The 14,044-nt window shown below is 46.6% G+C and carries 18 protein-coding genes; 4 read left to right on the top strand and 14 right to left on the bottom strand.

The window, feature by feature from the left end:
• Positions 1–3 precede the first annotated feature (3 nt).
• From AB432_RS06660 to AB432_RS06640, 5 genes are all read right to left on the bottom strand, one after another.
• Entirely contained in the window at positions 4–1,272 is a 1,269-nt protein-coding gene (locus AB432_RS06660) for a sensor histidine kinase (RefSeq protein WP_048031575.1), read from the bottom strand.
• Positions 1,273–1,348: 76 nt separating this feature from the next.
• Entirely contained in the window at positions 1,349–1,999 is a 651-nt protein-coding gene (locus AB432_RS06655) for an amino acid ABC transporter permease (RefSeq protein ID WP_048031574.1), read from the bottom strand.
• 15 nt (positions 2,000–2,014) lie between these two features.
• Complete coding sequence (locus AB432_RS06650; RefSeq protein WP_048031573.1) at positions 2,015–2,668, bottom strand: amino acid ABC transporter permease; 654 nt, start codon at positions 2,666–2,668, stop codon at positions 2,015–2,017.
• Positions 2,669–2,764: 96 nt separating this feature from the next.
• Positions 2,765–3,613: a transporter substrate-binding domain-containing protein gene (locus AB432_RS06645; protein ID WP_048031572.1), complete on the bottom strand. Its 849-nt coding sequence runs from the start codon at positions 3,611–3,613 to the stop codon at positions 2,765–2,767.
• 32 nt (positions 3,614–3,645) lie between these two features.
• The gene (locus AB432_RS06640; RefSeq protein ID WP_048031571.1) at positions 3,646–4,374 is read right to left on the bottom strand and encodes an amino acid ABC transporter ATP-binding protein; all 729 of its coding nucleotides are present in this window, start codon (positions 4,372–4,374) and stop codon (positions 3,646–3,648) included.
• A 186-nt stretch (positions 4,375–4,560) separates the two neighbouring features.
• On the opposite strand from AB432_RS06640, the gene AB432_RS06635 reads away from it, so the two are divergent.
• Together AB432_RS06635 and AB432_RS06630 are read left to right on the top strand one after the other, a co-directional pair.
• Positions 4,561–5,139, top strand: a complete 579-nt coding sequence (locus AB432_RS06635) for a sigma-70 family RNA polymerase sigma factor (RefSeq protein WP_048031570.1) — start codon at positions 4,561–4,563, stop codon at positions 5,137–5,139.
• Positions 5,129–6,115, top strand: a complete 987-nt coding sequence (locus tag AB432_RS06630) for a hypothetical protein (RefSeq protein ID WP_048031569.1) — start codon at positions 5,129–5,131, stop codon at positions 6,113–6,115. The genes AB432_RS06635 and AB432_RS06630 overlap by 11 nt, the downstream gene beginning before the upstream one ends.
• A 78-nt stretch (positions 6,116–6,193) precedes the next feature.
• Here the strand turns inward: AB432_RS06630 and AB432_RS06625 are convergent, their stop codons facing one another.
• The gene (locus tag AB432_RS06625) at positions 6,194–6,712 is read right to left on the bottom strand and encodes a DUF2179 domain-containing protein (RefSeq protein WP_048031568.1); all 519 of its coding nucleotides are present in this window, start codon (positions 6,710–6,712) and stop codon (positions 6,194–6,196) included.
• A 255-nt stretch (positions 6,713–6,967) separates the two neighbouring features.
• On the opposite strand from AB432_RS06625, the gene AB432_RS06620 reads away from it, so the two are divergent.
• Together AB432_RS06620 and AB432_RS06615 are read left to right on the top strand one after the other, a co-directional pair.
• A complete protein-coding gene (locus AB432_RS06620; protein ID WP_048031567.1) occupies positions 6,968–7,324 on the top strand; it encodes a DUF2512 family protein in 357 nt (118 codons plus the stop codon).
• 139 nt (positions 7,325–7,463) lie between these two features.
• Positions 7,464–7,982, top strand: a complete 519-nt coding sequence (locus tag AB432_RS06615) for a DUF3231 family protein (protein WP_048031566.1) — start codon at positions 7,464–7,466, stop codon at positions 7,980–7,982.
• A gap of 67 nt (positions 7,983–8,049) precedes the next feature.
• On the opposite strand, the gene AB432_RS06610 is transcribed toward AB432_RS06615, so the two are convergent.
• From AB432_RS06610 to AB432_RS06575, 8 genes are all read right to left on the bottom strand, one after another.
• Positions 8,050–8,976, bottom strand: coding sequence for an ADP-ribosylglycohydrolase family protein (locus AB432_RS06610; RefSeq protein ID WP_048031565.1), 927 nt, complete (start codon positions 8,974–8,976; stop codon positions 8,050–8,052).
• 37 nt (positions 8,977–9,013) lie between these two features.
• On the bottom strand, positions 9,014–9,211 hold the full coding sequence (locus AB432_RS06605; protein WP_229087967.1) for a hypothetical protein: 198 nt from the start codon (positions 9,209–9,211) through the stop codon (positions 9,014–9,016).
• A 96-nt stretch (positions 9,212–9,307) separates the two neighbouring features.
• Positions 9,308–9,598, bottom strand: coding sequence for a DUF3817 domain-containing protein (locus AB432_RS06600; protein WP_007715976.1), 291 nt, complete (start codon positions 9,596–9,598; stop codon positions 9,308–9,310).
• A gap of 96 nt (positions 9,599–9,694) precedes the next feature.
• A complete protein-coding gene (locus AB432_RS06595; RefSeq protein WP_048031563.1) occupies positions 9,695–10,222 on the bottom strand; it encodes a PadR family transcriptional regulator in 528 nt (175 codons plus the stop codon).
• Between the two features lie 12 nt (positions 10,223–10,234).
• Positions 10,235–11,752 (bottom strand): MDR family MFS transporter, encoded by a 1,518-nt coding sequence (locus AB432_RS06590; protein ID WP_048031562.1) that lies wholly within the window; start codon positions 11,750–11,752, stop codon positions 10,235–10,237.
• Between the two features lie 111 nt (positions 11,753–11,863).
• On the bottom strand, positions 11,864–12,517 hold the full coding sequence (locus AB432_RS06585; protein WP_048031561.1) for a hypothetical protein: 654 nt from the start codon (positions 12,515–12,517) through the stop codon (positions 11,864–11,866).
• A gap of 155 nt (positions 12,518–12,672) precedes the next feature.
• Positions 12,673–13,368 carry a subclass B1 metallo-beta-lactamase gene (gene bla, locus AB432_RS06580; RefSeq protein ID WP_048031560.1) on the bottom strand — a complete coding sequence of 232 codons (696 nt, stop codon included), beginning with the start codon at positions 13,366–13,368 and terminating at the stop codon, positions 12,673–12,675.
• Positions 13,361–14,044 (bottom strand): FHA domain-containing protein, encoded by a 684-nt coding sequence (locus AB432_RS06575; protein ID WP_048031559.1) that lies wholly within the window; start codon positions 14,042–14,044, stop codon positions 13,361–13,363. The genes bla and AB432_RS06575 overlap by 8 nt, the downstream gene beginning before the upstream one ends.

Raw genomic sequence — 14,044 nt, 5'->3', positions numbered from 1 at the left:
TGCTTACACTCCCTCCTTTCCGAGCAATTGGTCGGTCGGAATTTGTACTTCTAAGTGCGTCATTTGCTTCTGATCAGGTAAAATACGCAAGCTTCCTTGCAAACTTTGGACAATTCCACGTGCATGCGTCAGCCCAATTCCAGTAGATGCATTTCCCTGTTCATCGTATTTGGTCGTATACCCGGGTTGAAACACCCATTCCTGCTCTTCTAACGGGATTCCCGGACCGCTATCAAGTACACTGAACACCAGATGACGATGAATCAGCTTCACATTCAGCTCAATCCGTCCCGACGTAGGAATCGCCTCTACCGCATTGGCTACCAGGTTGTTTAGCACAGAGAGCAGCGCATAGATTTGGCTGGTCGACAGGTTGATGTTACAGCTCCACTCTATTCGTATATCTTTTCCCAACATCTCTGCGTATTTCTGATTCGCGCGTGCAACCAACTCACACAGCTCTTTGATTGGAAGCTGAGGTGCTAGTCCCTCCTGATTAATCAGCTTGGAAATGCCCGCCAGCATCCTCTGCGAATCTTTTTTCACCTCATGCACATTCTCGGCTATCGACAAGGCCGTCGGGGATTCCGCATGATCCGAGGTGAGAAGACGCCTGTAGAGCTGGTAGCTCTCGCGCGTGATTTCCTCCAGATGCGTCATCGATTTGCGCAAGTAAAAAGCTTCTTCATACAACTCCGTATTAATCATCCGCAGACGCTCCAACTCCTGCTGACGCACCTCACCTACTGCCCGCAACTGCCTGATTGAAAAGCTGTTGTACAAGCCGACAGCAAAAAAGCTGCGCAGGACCCCAAAGAAGAGAAGCATCAAAAAGCTTTGCCAGGTGATCGGCGGAAAATCAGTGAAATACTGTCGTACCTGGATCTCTACCACATTGGAGACGAAATCAATGGATGCACCTATCAGCCCCAGCCACAAAGGAAATTCCCGAAAGCTACGCGCACGAAGCAAATAAAACAGGACGGTAAAGCTGAAATAATAAAAGGCGGAGGGAAGATGTGCAGCCACACTCTCCATGTACGGACGGTACGCAAAAAAGACATCCATTCCGACGCGAAATCCAAAGATAAACGTCCCTGTAAAAAATCCTGTCAACAAAACAGGTACGGACGAAAACCACAACAACCCGAAAAAGAAAGCAGCGATGCCCAAGGAAAAACGAAAAGACCCTCCTACGGGGTTTACCTTCATTTCTCCAAAAAAAGCAGTTGCCAGCATGATAATAAACAGGATCAAAAGGCGTTCTCGCATAGCTGCTCCTTTCGTACGGAAAAAGATCTCCTATTCTTATTTTACTAAGAATCGGAGATCTGCAAAGATAGAACGCTTAAGCGTGCTTGTTTTCCAATCGCTTGGAGACGACTGACAACGCGTAGTTGACGACAAAGTACATCACTGCCACCATCAGGAAGGTCGGGATGACGTAGTTAACATTGCGTCCATTGATGATTTGCGCATGGTTCATCAGCTCTGGCAAAGCGATTACGACGGCCAGCGACGTATCCTTCAAGAGCGAAATGAATTGGCTCACAATCGGCGGAACCATTCTTCTGAGAGCTTGTGGAAGGACAACATGCCACAGGGTCTGGACATAATTCAGACCAGAAGAACGTGCAGCTTCAATCTGTCCTTTTTCGACCGAATTTAAACCGCTTCGCACGATTTCCGACAACATTGCTGCTTCAAAAATAACCAATGCCAGAACAGCAGCCCAAAACTTGTCCAGCTTGATTCCCACTTCCGGGAGAGCAAAATACGTAAAGAAAATAATCAACAAGAGCGGCAAATTGCGAACCAGTTCTACGATTGTCCCGAGGACTTGTGAAACTCCAGGAATTTTTGCGTAACGTAAAACACCTACGATAATCGCAATGGAAAAGCTGAGGACAATTGACAAGAAAGCGACCTGCAAAGTGACCCAAAAGCCTTCGAGCAGGAAGGTCAAATGACTGGGCGCATAAGCTCCGATAAAGTCCATGATGTCCCCTCCTTCTTAGCGGCTTCCAGCCAAGCGTCGCTCCAAATAACTGACGAACGCGCTCAACGGAAGGGTCAGAATCAGATAGAAAACAGCTACAAAAATGTACACATCAAAGGTAACAAACGTATCAGCGGCGATCAGGTCTCCAAAGTACATTAGGTCAAGACCTGCAATCACACCTAATACCGAGGAGTTTTTTACGAGATTGATAAACTGGTTGCCCATTGGCGGGATAACGACCTTGATCGCTTGCGGCAAAATGATATAGCGCATCGTTTGTCCGTACGTCAATCCTGAGGAACGAGCAGCTTCTGTCTGTCCTTTTGGAATCGCCAGAATACCTGCGCGGATTGTCTCCGCGATAAATGCTGCCGTATACACTGTCAAGCCGAGCGTACCTGCAATGAAAGGCTCCAGCACGATACCCATTGCCGGTAAGCCCACAAAAAAGAGGAAAACAACGAGAATCAGCGGGATATTACGCACAAACTCAACGTAAGCCGTAGCGATCCACTTGAGTGGTCGAATCGGAGAAATCCGAAAGATCGCAAAGAGCGTCCCCAGTGCAAAGCTCCCGACGAGAGCAAGCAGGCTCGCCTGCAAGGTGTTCCAAAAGCCTTCGAGATACATATCCATGTGATCAAACAAGATAGAAAAATCGATCATCTCTTATGCGATCCCCCTTGTGTGCAAAATTCTGTTAGGAATATAAGGGAATGAGCGGCAGAGTGAACCGCTCATTCTTTATGGAGTCGAACCGCATTATTTTTTAGGTTTTGTTCCGATCCATTTTTCATAAATCTTGTCGTATTCACCGTTTTCTTTCATTTCTTTTAGCAGATCGTTCACGGTTTTCACGAATTCAGCGTCACCCTTGCTGATTGCAATACCGTATGGTTCTTCGGTGAAGGTCTCTTCTGTTACACGGTAGTTCGGATCTTGCTTCGCCATACCGTACAGGAGAGCGTTATCAGTTGTCAGCGCGTCACCTTGACCAGCTTTGAGTGCTGTGAAGGCTTCCGCGTAGTTTTCGAATTCCAGTACTTCTACATCAGGAGCACTCGCTCTGATGTTTTTCGCAGAAGTAGAACCTTTTGCGGTCACGATTTTCATGCCTTTTTGCATGTCTTTCAGACCGTTGATTGAGCTATCCTTTTTCACCAAGAGAGATTGACCTGCCAGGAAGTACACGTCAGAGAAGTCTACTTCTTTTTTACGGTCTTCTGTAATGGTCATCGTTGCGATGATCGCGTCAATTTCTCCGTTTTTCAGCATCGGGATACGCGTTTTGGAGGTTACTTCCTTCAACTCGATTTTATTTTCGTCCCCGAGTACTTTCTTCGCAATTGCCTTCGCAATATCGATATCGAAGCCTTCTACATTTCCAGTTGCCGGGTCTTTCAAGCCGAACAAGTTCAGGTCGTACTTAACTCCGACTACGAATTTGTCTCTTTCTTTAATTTTTGCCAATGTACCTGTACCTGCTGCTGGTGTACCTTTTGCGCCGCCTTCTGCTGTAGTACCCCCACCACAGCCTGCCAACGCCGTTGCGCTCAGCATAAGAACGAGACCCATACCTGCTACTTTTTTCCAAAGCTTGTTTGCTTTCATCTGAATTCCCCTTTTCTCTATCGTTTTCTTTTTTAGTGATTCAAAATCCGACTCAAGAACAAACGCGCACGTTCTTCACGCGGACTTGCGAAAAACTCCTCTGGTGTAGAATCTTCAAGAATCGTTCCCTGATCCATAAACACGATGCGATCTGCCACTTCCCGGGCAAAGCCCATTTCGTGCGTCACGACCACCATCGTCATACCTTCCTTCGCCAGCTTCTTCATGACGTCGAGCACTTCGCCGATCGTTTCGGGGTCAAGTGCAGAGGTCGGTTCGTCAAACAACATGATTTTTGGTCGCATGGCCAGTCCACGTGCGATCGCTACGCGTTGCTGTTGACCGCCAGATAGTTGCGTTGGGAACATTTCTGCCTTTTCCGGAATCCCTACCTTTTCCAAATAGTAGAGAGCGGTTTCTTCAGCTTCCTTCTGCGATACACCGAGTACCTTGGTTGGTGCCAGCGTAATGTTTTGCAATACGGTCTTGTGCGGGTATAGATTGAAGTGCTGGAACACCATGCCGATGTCCCGACGCAGCTTGTTGATATCGGTGTTTTTATCGTTCACTTTCACCCCGTCTACCACTAGTTCTCCACTTGTAACCGTTTCCAATCTGTTGATGCAGCGAACCATCGTGCTTTTACCCGATCCTGACGGGCCAATGACCACGACGACTTCTCCCTGGTTGATATGCAGGTTGACGTTCTTGAGGACATGAAAACTTCCGTAATGTTTATTTACTTGATGAAAACTGATCAACCAGATTCCCCCTTGCTCTATGTCTTATTTTGTATACTAATGTCGAACTACTCAAAACTACTGAAAAAGACAAAGAAAAGTTTTTCTGTTTACAATTTTCTAATAAAACACAATAAAAAAACGAAGTGAACCTACCAGGCAAATGAGAGCCAATATATCATGTAAGACCTGAATGGAGGCCGGCCTATGAAAGAGGAACATGTAAAGCCTTGGCTCATCCGGATGCGCCAAGGAGAGGAAGAAGCTTTTCAAGAAGTTTATCGAGCAACTCGTACGTACGCCTACAACCTGATCTATTTTCTGGCGCCGCACAAACAGGATGTAGACGACATGATGAGTGAAGTGTACGTAGAGTTGATTCGAAGCATCGACAGGTACGCTATGGAGCAGCCCTTTATCCCATGGTTCAACGGATTGATTGTGCGGCAGGTTCGCAACTGGAATCGAAGCATCTGGCGAAGATTCCGCCTGCTGGAGCGGGTAAAGGAAAAAGGCTACGAAGCACCTGTCGCAGGGATGGAGGATAAGCTGGGGGCTATCAGTGATGAGCTGGAGGTCATTCCCGCCGTAGAGAAATTATCCTTCAAGCTCAAGGAAATCGTTGTACTGCGTTACTATCAAAACTGTTCCTTGGAGGAAATTGCCGCAATTCTTCAAATCCCGCTTGGAACGGTGAAATCGAGACATCACTTGGCGATGAAAAAGTTGAGAGAGCATTTTGAGCAACGAATCAATCGTGAGGAGGCATCTTTTCATGTTCATTGAGAAAAAGTTGAGACAAGAGTATGAACAGGCAGCAGGGTGGCTACACATTAATCCTTCACTGGACAGCAAAATCGAACGAATTGCCAAAAGTGAGTTGGCTGGCAAATGGCGTTTGCATAAAGGCATGCGCTTTCGTCCAAAGCTGGTACATGTTGCAGCAGCATTCGCCCTCACGACTGGTTTTGGCTATGCCACACACAGCTTGTTGTACAAAATTGATGAAGGCTCTGTCCGTATGGAGGTTCAAGCAGGGAAGGATTTTACATTGACGCAAATCACGCCTAAAGAAATACGACTGGAATTGGCAAACGTAGAGAACAAACTGGCAACAGGCGAGACCGCCTTCGTCTATTTCGCAGCGCTGGAAAAAGAGAAACACCCTCTCTTTCAACAAAACCCCATGATCGGCATAGAAAAGCCGGATGTCGTGAAAGATTGGAAAGCATGGACCACCGTCCTCAGTGAAGAAGCTTCTCTCTCACATGCCTTGCCACACGAGCTTCCTGACAGCTTTTTATTCCTTGAGGGTAAACAAGGTACCCCCTACGGTGTCATGATGGGCCAAGAAGGACAGCAGTGGCTGCATGAGCTTCAAGAAGAAAGCAAGGAAACAGGTAAAAAAGTCGTATGGAAAGTCGTTCCACAAGCAACTTCTCCTATCGAGGCGTATACGAGCCTGTATGAGAACGAGCAAAAAGAACGTATCTTTGTCACGGTAGAGAAATTCCCGAAAGAACAGCTAGATGTACAATTGAGCACGCCAGAAACAACGAAATACGACGCAGTAACTGTCAGCGGAAAAAAAGCGCATTACACGAAAAACGACCAGTTCTTGTTTAGCGAATCCGGTCAGTATCAAGAGCTGTCTTGGTTGGATCAAGATGGAGAGCAACCGATTATGTATCGGGTAGCTACCGATTCGCCAACCGTTTCTAAAGAAATGCTGCTCCAGGCTGCACAAGCAAGCCAGCAATAACAATACGAAAAGCCAGCCCTCTCTTGCTTTGTCTTCGCAAAAGAGGACTGGCTGCTTTTTTGTTGTCGTCAGAAGAGATTATCCCCGCAAGCGGTTCACCCAGAAGCCGCCCTTCAAATGTTTCGGCTCAAAAGAGATCACGAATGCTTTTGGTGCGATCTCATGAATGAGGTTCCACAGCTTTTTCTCGTTGCTGCGCTTCGTCAACACTTGCATCATGAGTCGATGTCCGTCGCGTCCCTCTGCTACCCAGGAAGTAACGCCAAAGCCGTGTTCACGCAGCTTCGCAGGAACCTCCAAGTCAACGGAATCCACAACGACTTGCAGTGTGACATAGCCCAAGGCCAAATACTCCTCGATCTTGCTCCCGATGAATACACCCATTCCCCAACCGATACAATAGGCTGCGAGATTGATCGGATTGTCCAGGTTGTCCAGTACAATCTCCAACCCTTTTAAGTACACGAATACTTCCACCATCGCCACTAGGGATGCCAACACCCGATAGCCCTTGATCACCATCAGTAGTCGCAGCGTAAAAAATGAAACGTACAAAATGTTGATCCCGATGATGATCAAAACAAACGCCAAGCCCATTGCTCTCCTACCCCCACCCAGACCGGGTACCATGATGATTTTGTAATCGTGATAATCATATTATTGAAGGTATTTTTATAACAGCGGTAAAATTCGGGTCTACAGGAAAAAATAAACAAACCAGTTCAATGCTCTTTCATGCGATGACTGATTTGTTTGGGCCTTGCGTGTATAATCCTTTTTATTTTGTAAAAAAGTAAGCTTGTTTCACATAGGAACTCTTACATACTGAGTATTTCTAAAGGAGAATAAAAAATGACTCGATTTTTAATCAAAGCTGCTGTTAACGGCATTATTGTTGTCGCTTGTTTATGGTGGTTTGCAAATACATCTTGGACTTCCGCTATTTTAACGGCGCTGGGCTTGAGCGTCATCGCTTACCTGATTGGAGATCAATTGATATTGCGCGCTACCAATAATATTACGGCTACAATTGCAGATGCCGTAATCGCTGGTTTTTATTTATGGATAGTTGCCAGATGGATGGATTGGCCACTAAGCTTTGGAGAGTTAATGATTACGGTAGCCCTTTTAGGTGTAGCAGAACTTGTGTACCATCGCTTTTTGGGGATTTACGACAACAATCGCATTAACAAGGAACCTGGAAAATAGCACCTGATTACCCTTTATGTGTATCTTCCGAAAAGGGATATATCCATCCCCCTTTGCTAACCTTATCTTTGGGTTACATCACAAAGTTAGGAGAACCCAAATGGATCTAAAAACTTTACTAAGTACCGGGAGGACACTAATGGGGATTTTATCAGGCAATCCACAAAATGAACCCATGCATTATGGCGAAGTATTTGGAGTATGGATGTATCTGGCAACGACAAAGGGCTTGCTTGCTAGTTATCAAACAGCGCTCAACCATACTGGTGATCATGACCTGAAAAGCTTCCTCGAAGACATTACGCGAGGCATGAAACAAGAAGTGGAACAGCTTGAGGAATTACTCAAAGCCAACGGCATTGGATTACCTCCTACACCACCGGATCGCCCTGTAGCTAATTTGGAGAGCATTCCTGCCGGTGCTCGTATCAGCGACCCTGAAATTGCTACCGGTATGTCAAGGGACATTGCAGCCGGTCTGCTTACTTGCAGTCAAATTATGGCTCAATCCATCCGGGAAGACATCGGGATGCTGTTTGGTCAGTACCATGTTGCAAAAGCTCAATTTGGCCTCAGATTGCTGCGCATTTTAAAAGAAAAAGGCTGGTTAGTTCCGCCGCCCCTTCATATGCAAGCGCCAGAACTTGTCCATGCCTAAACTTGAGGATAAGCACTGCCTGATGGGTAGTGCTTGTCGTTTTTTATAAGACGTTCCTTTTTGTCGGTTAGCGGGTAGCTTGCTCGTACAATTTCCGCGCGAACTCCTCCATCAATTCTCGCTTGGCCAACAGCGCAAGCATCCGTTTGGGCAAACCCTCTACTCCGTAATAAGCACCTGCCAATTGACCGTAGACAGCTCCCGTCGTATCCGCATCATCTCCGAGGTTTACCGCTAGGAACAAGCCTTCTTCAAAAGAACTACTGGAATAAAAAGCCCAAAGCGCCGCTTCAAGCGAATCGACGACATACCCTGATCCTTTGATCTCTTTTCTTGTTTTCTCTTTGTAGGAGCCATTCGCGACACGGGCGATATCAGGATCAAGCGGTTGCTTTTCCCATAGATCGGCTACAGGAGAGAACGAATCAACAAGCAACTCCTCTTTGGAAATACCCTGTAGAGCCCCTAGGAGCAATGCCCCGAAAAAACGACAGCCGTCTACTGCCTTTGCCGTCGCGTGTGTAGTACGAGAACTTTGCGCGCAGTAATCAATAGCGAGTTCCGGTTGATTGGCATAATAGAGCGCGACAGGTGCTAGCCTCATAATGGAGCCATTCCCTGCCGACATCGGATGGTCAGATCCGCTGAACGGATTTTTTGTCTGCTCAAAACGCCACAGCGCTTCTTTGGTAATATTCCCGATATCGAAGCAGTGATCCTTGCAGCTCATATAACCCTCTCGAAACCAGGCTACGTATCGGTTCATCTGATCAACTGGATCGAAGCCATTTTTCGTAATCAAGCTCTCAGCCAGACACAGCGCCATCGACGTATCATCCGTCCATTCCCCCGGCTTTAAATCGAATGGTCCTCCCCCGACCATTTCTGTAAGCGGCTCGAAGGTACCTGGTTTGCGAAATTCTATAGTAGTGCCGAGTGCATCTCCAATGGCCAACCCTAGCAAACTTCCCACATAGCGGTCACGCAGTTCCACACCTATCCACACCTTTTTTCCGAATTATCTGTTCACATTAGACAAAGCATCTGGCAATCACATTTTGACCGACATATTGCTCGTTCAATTCATCTGTCGCTACCTTTTCTTCTGTGCTCGCAAGCGTGATAATCTGCGGCAGAACCAGCTTGTAACGGTCCTCCATCACGGTTTCAAGAACGTATTGTTCCTCTTCGTCCCACAAAAGAATTCCTGCTAAAATTCTGGTCTCCACACAGATCCCCTCCATTTTTTTCTCTTTTGAATATGTACGAAAGACGGGTACAATGACCCGCCTTCTAGTGCCTTACGTAATTTGTAATGTGTATACTTACTGCTCTTTTTTCAGGCGTGCGTCCAGAACAAAGTTGCCGAATGGCAGTAATGAAGCGATAAATGCCCCGATTACTTTCAAGAAGGACCACTTATTGGTCATTGTAACATGTGCCAACGCCAAAATATACAGGACAAAAAACAATCCATGAAGCGATCCGGCAATTTTTACTGCAGCTGGATAATCCCAAAAATACTTAAGCGGCATAGCAATCCCGAGAAGTACCAAATACGAGATACCTTCGATCAGGCCGATGAGACGAAAGCGTCCGAGGGCAGAATTCATCATGTGCGGGTACCATCCTTGCCATTGAAATTACCACTATTATAAACGAAAAACTATCATAATGATGAAAATAGTCCAATGTTCATAATATATTCAAAATCAACGGCCCCAGGCTTCTTCTCGAATGCGTTCCATCCAGCGCATCTCTGCGTGCAAATGCTCAATGGCACCGATCAGAATCGTTCGTGCTCCCCAGCTAAGCCTCTCTCTTTTTTCCTCCTGGATCGATTCCAATACTCCAGCTAATCGTCTTACCTCCTGGATGTTACCTTCCAAGGCCTCACCCATTTTCTGTGGATCACCGTACGAAGCAAAAGTAAGAGCCGCGTAGATCGGATTGGTGAGCTGCATCGGTTTTTGCATTTCTTCCAAGAGAAGCTGTTGAAATTGCTCTTCGCCTTTTTGCGTGATCCCATACAACGTCTTATCTGGGCGGCTAGTCTCACGAATGACTTCTTTGACCTCAATCATCCCGCTCTTTTCCAGTTGGTCGAAAGCATAGTAGAGGGAGCCTTTGGCGTATTTCATGTAACAATCCATTCCTCTAGCCTTCACCTGCTGCTGAACCTCGTAGGGATGCTTCTCCCCTTCCATCAGCAATCCCAGAACAAGCAATTTTAGACTCATGACGATTCTCCTCTACCCGCGTTCCGGTTTCGGTGCGGAAGGCGATTTCCCCAGCGCCCGATCATTTCCCATCAGCAAAATGCACACGAGAGCAAGAACAGCAGGAACGAGCGCCCACATAAACGTATTCGCAATGGAAGAAGCGAGAATATCGATCATTTGATCCAAGACAGGTGCCGGAATGGATTCGCGAGCTTCTGGTGTCAAAATCGCTCGCGGGTCTGTAATGGCATTCGTCATCCCTTGACCCCCGAAGGCTGAGAACATGCCGTTTTCAAACGAATTACGTTGCAAGATACCAAACACGGTAATTCCCAATGTCATCCCCAATGAACGAGAAAAAGAGTTCGTCGAACTGGCCGATCCTCTTTGACGCATATCAAAGCCATGAATCGCTGAAATTCCCAAGGTGGAGAAAGAGAAACCCACACCAAACCCTGCAATCACCATATAAAGCGTAACGATCGAACGTGGAATATCAGGCGTCAGCGTACTCAAAAGGAAAATACCTGGTATGAAAAAGACTGCGGATAGAAGCATAATATTGCGGAAGCTGGTCTTCGTCGTCAAAAATCCGCCTAGCTGGCTACCAGCAACCGAGCCAAGCATCATCGGTGTCAACAGCAACCCTGCATTCGTCGCTGACCCGCCATATACCCCTTGGATAAAAATCGGCAGGTACACCGTAGCGATAATGAAAGCAGCTCCATACAGCAGTGCAATCGCATTTGTCGCGGCAAATAACCGCTTCTTGAACATGGAGAACGAAATAATCGGATCAGATGCCCGCTTCTCGACAAATAGAAAAATCACAAACAACAAGAAAAAGGAAGAGAACAATCCAATAATCTGCATCGAATCCCATGCGTATTGATTGCCGCCCAGCTCCAGTGCAAACATCAGACTCACTACAGCACCGACCAGCGTAATCGCTCCCCACCAGTCAATGCTCTGCTTGCGGTATTCCAGAGACTCCTTGTAATACATCGAGATCAACCAGAGGGACACAGCACCAATCGGTACATTGATGTAAAAGATCCAATGCCAGCTGACATATTCGGTAATATACGCACCCAGCAAAGGTCCAAATACGCTGGACGTACCGAATACAGCCCCGAAAAGTCCCGTCATCTTTCCACGCTTCTCCGGCGGGAATACGTCAAAAATAATGGTGAAGGCTATCGGCATCAGTGCTCCGCCGCCAATCCCTTGAATCGCCCGATAAATGCTCAACTCAACGATGCTGTTTGCCGTCCCGCATAAAATGGACCCTAACAAAAATACAATGAGACCAAATACGTAAAAACGTTTTCGGCCATACATATCGGAGAGTTTACCGAAGATCGGCATCCCCGCCATCGTAGCGACCATGTACGCTGATGTCACCCAAACGAACTTATCCATGCCGCCCATCTCACCGACAATCGTAGCCATCGCCGTTGCAACAATGGTATTGTCCATGGAAGCCATCAGGAGACCAAGCAGTAGCCCCGCTACCACCATATTCACTTTACTTTCTCTTGCAATCATTGCTTCACCCTCCTGAGTGGTCAAATCAAAGTACTATACGTTATTATATTCAAATTTGACTACTTATCGAAAAAAACTGCTCCATTTCGCGGAGCAATTTTTCGCAATCGATTATCGTCCGAACGGTGACGGGCTGAATGGCGATGGCTGCTGGGCTTGATTGCCCTTCCACATCTTATACGCCGCTTCTGACATCGGCTCCACTGTCGGCTTAATCTCTCCGGTGAATGGATTCTTATCATAGGGCATGTTAAATGTCCGTGTCCCGTCGCTCTTACGCAGCAAAGAACCATCTGACAGCCTCACCCAACTACTTCCTGGTCCTCCATCGTCTACAACATAGAGGCCGTTATCATCCCAGGCCGGATACGTCGGTACGTTATTTACCGGAGGACGTGCCGTCTGTTTCTTGACTGGTTTTGTCGCGGTTTTCGTCTTTTGTGTTTTCTTCTTCGGTGTGTTCGTTGTAGCAGTTGCTACCGCTTTTGTTTTTGGCTTTCCTTCGCTTTGTTTCTGCGCTGGTGCTGGTACGGGTGCTGACACAGCCACAGACTTTTCAACCGGATAGGCGGAAACGTTTGCGGCGCGTGGACCTTGATTGGCCAAATCCATAGCGGGCTTTGCAGTACCTGCTTTTTGCGAGAGAGATGCCGTTTTCGTATCCGTTCGTCCGTCTGTTTTTACCGCGTGAATCAGTGTTGGCCATAAATAGGCGTTGAAGCCTAGTAATGCGACCATCAAGGCAATACCTACGATTTTTTTCATAATAAGGACTCCTATGACTGAATGATTGTGGTAATAGAGCAATGACTTCTGGCCTATATCAAAAGTTTAGACGATTGGAAGAAAAAAGAAAACACCTTACATAAACAAACTCCTTCTCAGTTTGGTCTTGAGAAGGAGTTTGTTTTAAAGGAGTTTCATTTCAGAGCAGCTTCTTGCTCCTGGGAATGTTGTTTGATTAGTTCCATGGTGTGATCAAGCAGGTTTTTGCCGCCCGTATTTCCATGTCCAGGTACAACGGTTTCGACCTGTGGATATTTTTCGATTACCTTCTGAACGGAGTCATCCCATTGTTCTACATTGGCATCTGCAAGATTTCCGAGGTCCTGAGCACCCAATGCTTTGACGAAGCATCCACCGAATAATATTTTGGATTGGGGAAGCCAAACAGTAATGTTATCTGTCGAATGCCCTTCCCCAGGATAATAGGCTTCTAAGATGGTGTCGCCTACCTTGATTACGGGCTTTTCATCGAGTGTCGGATTTGGCGAAGGATATCCATATTCTTTCGCTAATTTTGCCGTCAAATGTGTACTGCGTACATCTATTTTTTGATGGAGTAACGCACGGATACCTGAATTGCTGTCATCATGTGCATGTGTAATCAGCGCCAGAACACCGTCTTTCTTCCAATGCTTCTTGATCATCTGCAATAGCTCTTCCGTTTTTTGGGTGTCTCCCCATGCTGTATCAATCAGGACGACTCCTTTAGACGTAGAAACGATTAAGCCATTGTGGTCATAGGTTATGCCATTCCATTCATGATAGGATGTATGTAACCATACTTTGTCATTTACTTTTGTTAACACAATGCTTTTTCCTGTTTCAAACATCTAAGCGATATCCATATCGCGGAATCGTCGTGATTTGCTGCCCGTAGCGCCGAAGCTTTTTTCTTAATCGGTAGACGAGCGCATTGACTTCCACTCGTCCAACATCTGGGACATGGTCCTCGTGCAGCATTCGCTCTGGCCAGACTGTCAGCATAATTTCTTCAAAACTAACGGCCCTGTTCGCCTTTTGGTAGAGAAGCTTCAGCAAATCCATATCTTTTCCGGTCATATGCAGTCTACTCCCGTCGAGACGAACTTCTCTTCTCTCCAAATGAATCTCCAAACCTGGCAAAACCGACGTGTTCTTTGGCTGCGTGAAAGGGAGCTCCACCGTATCATCCAGTCTATTGACCTCTCGTAAAAAGACGAGCTCTGCCACCCCTTTTGACAAGCTTATTTGATCCCCGTGACGAAGAATGTGAGAGGAATAATGAAGAGGCGTCCCGTTTACCTCTGTGCCATGCTTGCTTTCCAGATCGATAATCTTGTAATCGTTCCCGATCCTTTGAAAGGCTGCATGCATTCTCGAAATGTACGGACTGGAAAATGTGATGTCCAGTTGAAAACTAGTCCCCCTCCGCCCGATTGTACAGCGATCCTTGGTGAGATATTTGCGTGTGGAAAATTGGTTGGGGTCCCCTTTTTTTACGAGTAAGTACGCACCGTTGTCTATCAT

It is taken from the genome of Brevibacillus brevis (assembly GCF_001039275.2).
Lineage (GTDB): Bacteria > Bacillota > Bacilli > Brevibacillales > Brevibacillaceae > Brevibacillus > Brevibacillus brevis_C.
Note: the sequence above shows the minus strand (reverse complement) of the source record. Positions and strands in the feature narration are given on the sequence as shown.

Excerpts from the sequence above, each read along its gene's own strand:
- AB432_RS06590 (WP_048031562.1), bottom strand. The coding sequence starts at position 11,752 with ATGATTGCAAGAGAAAGTAAAGTGAATATGGTGGTAGCGGGGCTACTG.
- AB432_RS06645 (WP_048031572.1), bottom strand. The coding sequence starts at position 3,613 with ATGAAAGCAAACAAGCTTTGGAAAAAAGTAGCAGGTATGGGTCTCGTT.
- AB432_RS06575 (WP_048031559.1), bottom strand. The coding sequence starts at position 14,044 with ATGATAGACAACGGTGCGTACTTACTCGTAAAAAAAGGGGACCCCAAC.
- AB432_RS06600 (WP_007715976.1), bottom strand. The coding sequence starts at position 9,598 with ATGATGAATTCTGCCCTCGGACGCTTTCGTCTCATCGGCCTGATCGAA.
- AB432_RS06620 (WP_048031567.1), top strand. The coding sequence starts at position 6,968 with ATGACTCGATTTTTAATCAAAGCTGCTGTTAACGGCATTATTGTTGTC.
- AB432_RS06595 (WP_048031563.1), bottom strand. The coding sequence starts at position 10,222 with ATGAGTCTAAAATTGCTTGTTCTGGGATTGCTGATGGAAGGGGAGAAG.
- AB432_RS06660 (WP_048031575.1), bottom strand. The coding sequence starts at position 1,272 with ATGCGAGAACGCCTTTTGATCCTGTTTATTATCATGCTGGCAACTGCT.
- AB432_RS06615 (WP_048031566.1), top strand. The coding sequence starts at position 7,464 with ATGGGGATTTTATCAGGCAATCCACAAAATGAACCCATGCATTATGGC.
- AB432_RS06585 (WP_048031561.1), bottom strand. The coding sequence starts at position 12,517 with ATGAAAAAAATCGTAGGTATTGCCTTGATGGTCGCATTACTAGGCTTC.
- bla (WP_048031560.1), bottom strand. The coding sequence starts at position 13,368 with ATGTTTGAAACAGGAAAAAGCATTGTGTTAACAAAAGTAAATGACAAA.
- AB432_RS06650 (WP_048031573.1), bottom strand. The coding sequence starts at position 2,668 with ATGATCGATTTTTCTATCTTGTTTGATCACATGGATATGTATCTCGAA.
- AB432_RS06635 (WP_048031570.1), top strand. The coding sequence starts at position 4,561 with ATGAAAGAGGAACATGTAAAGCCTTGGCTCATCCGGATGCGCCAAGGA.
- AB432_RS06630 (WP_048031569.1), top strand. The coding sequence starts at position 5,129 with ATGTTCATTGAGAAAAAGTTGAGACAAGAGTATGAACAGGCAGCAGGG.
- AB432_RS06655 (WP_048031574.1), bottom strand. The coding sequence starts at position 1,999 with ATGGACTTTATCGGAGCTTATGCGCCCAGTCATTTGACCTTCCTGCTC.
- AB432_RS06625 (WP_048031568.1), bottom strand. The coding sequence starts at position 6,712 with ATGGGCTTGGCGTTTGTTTTGATCATCATCGGGATCAACATTTTGTAC.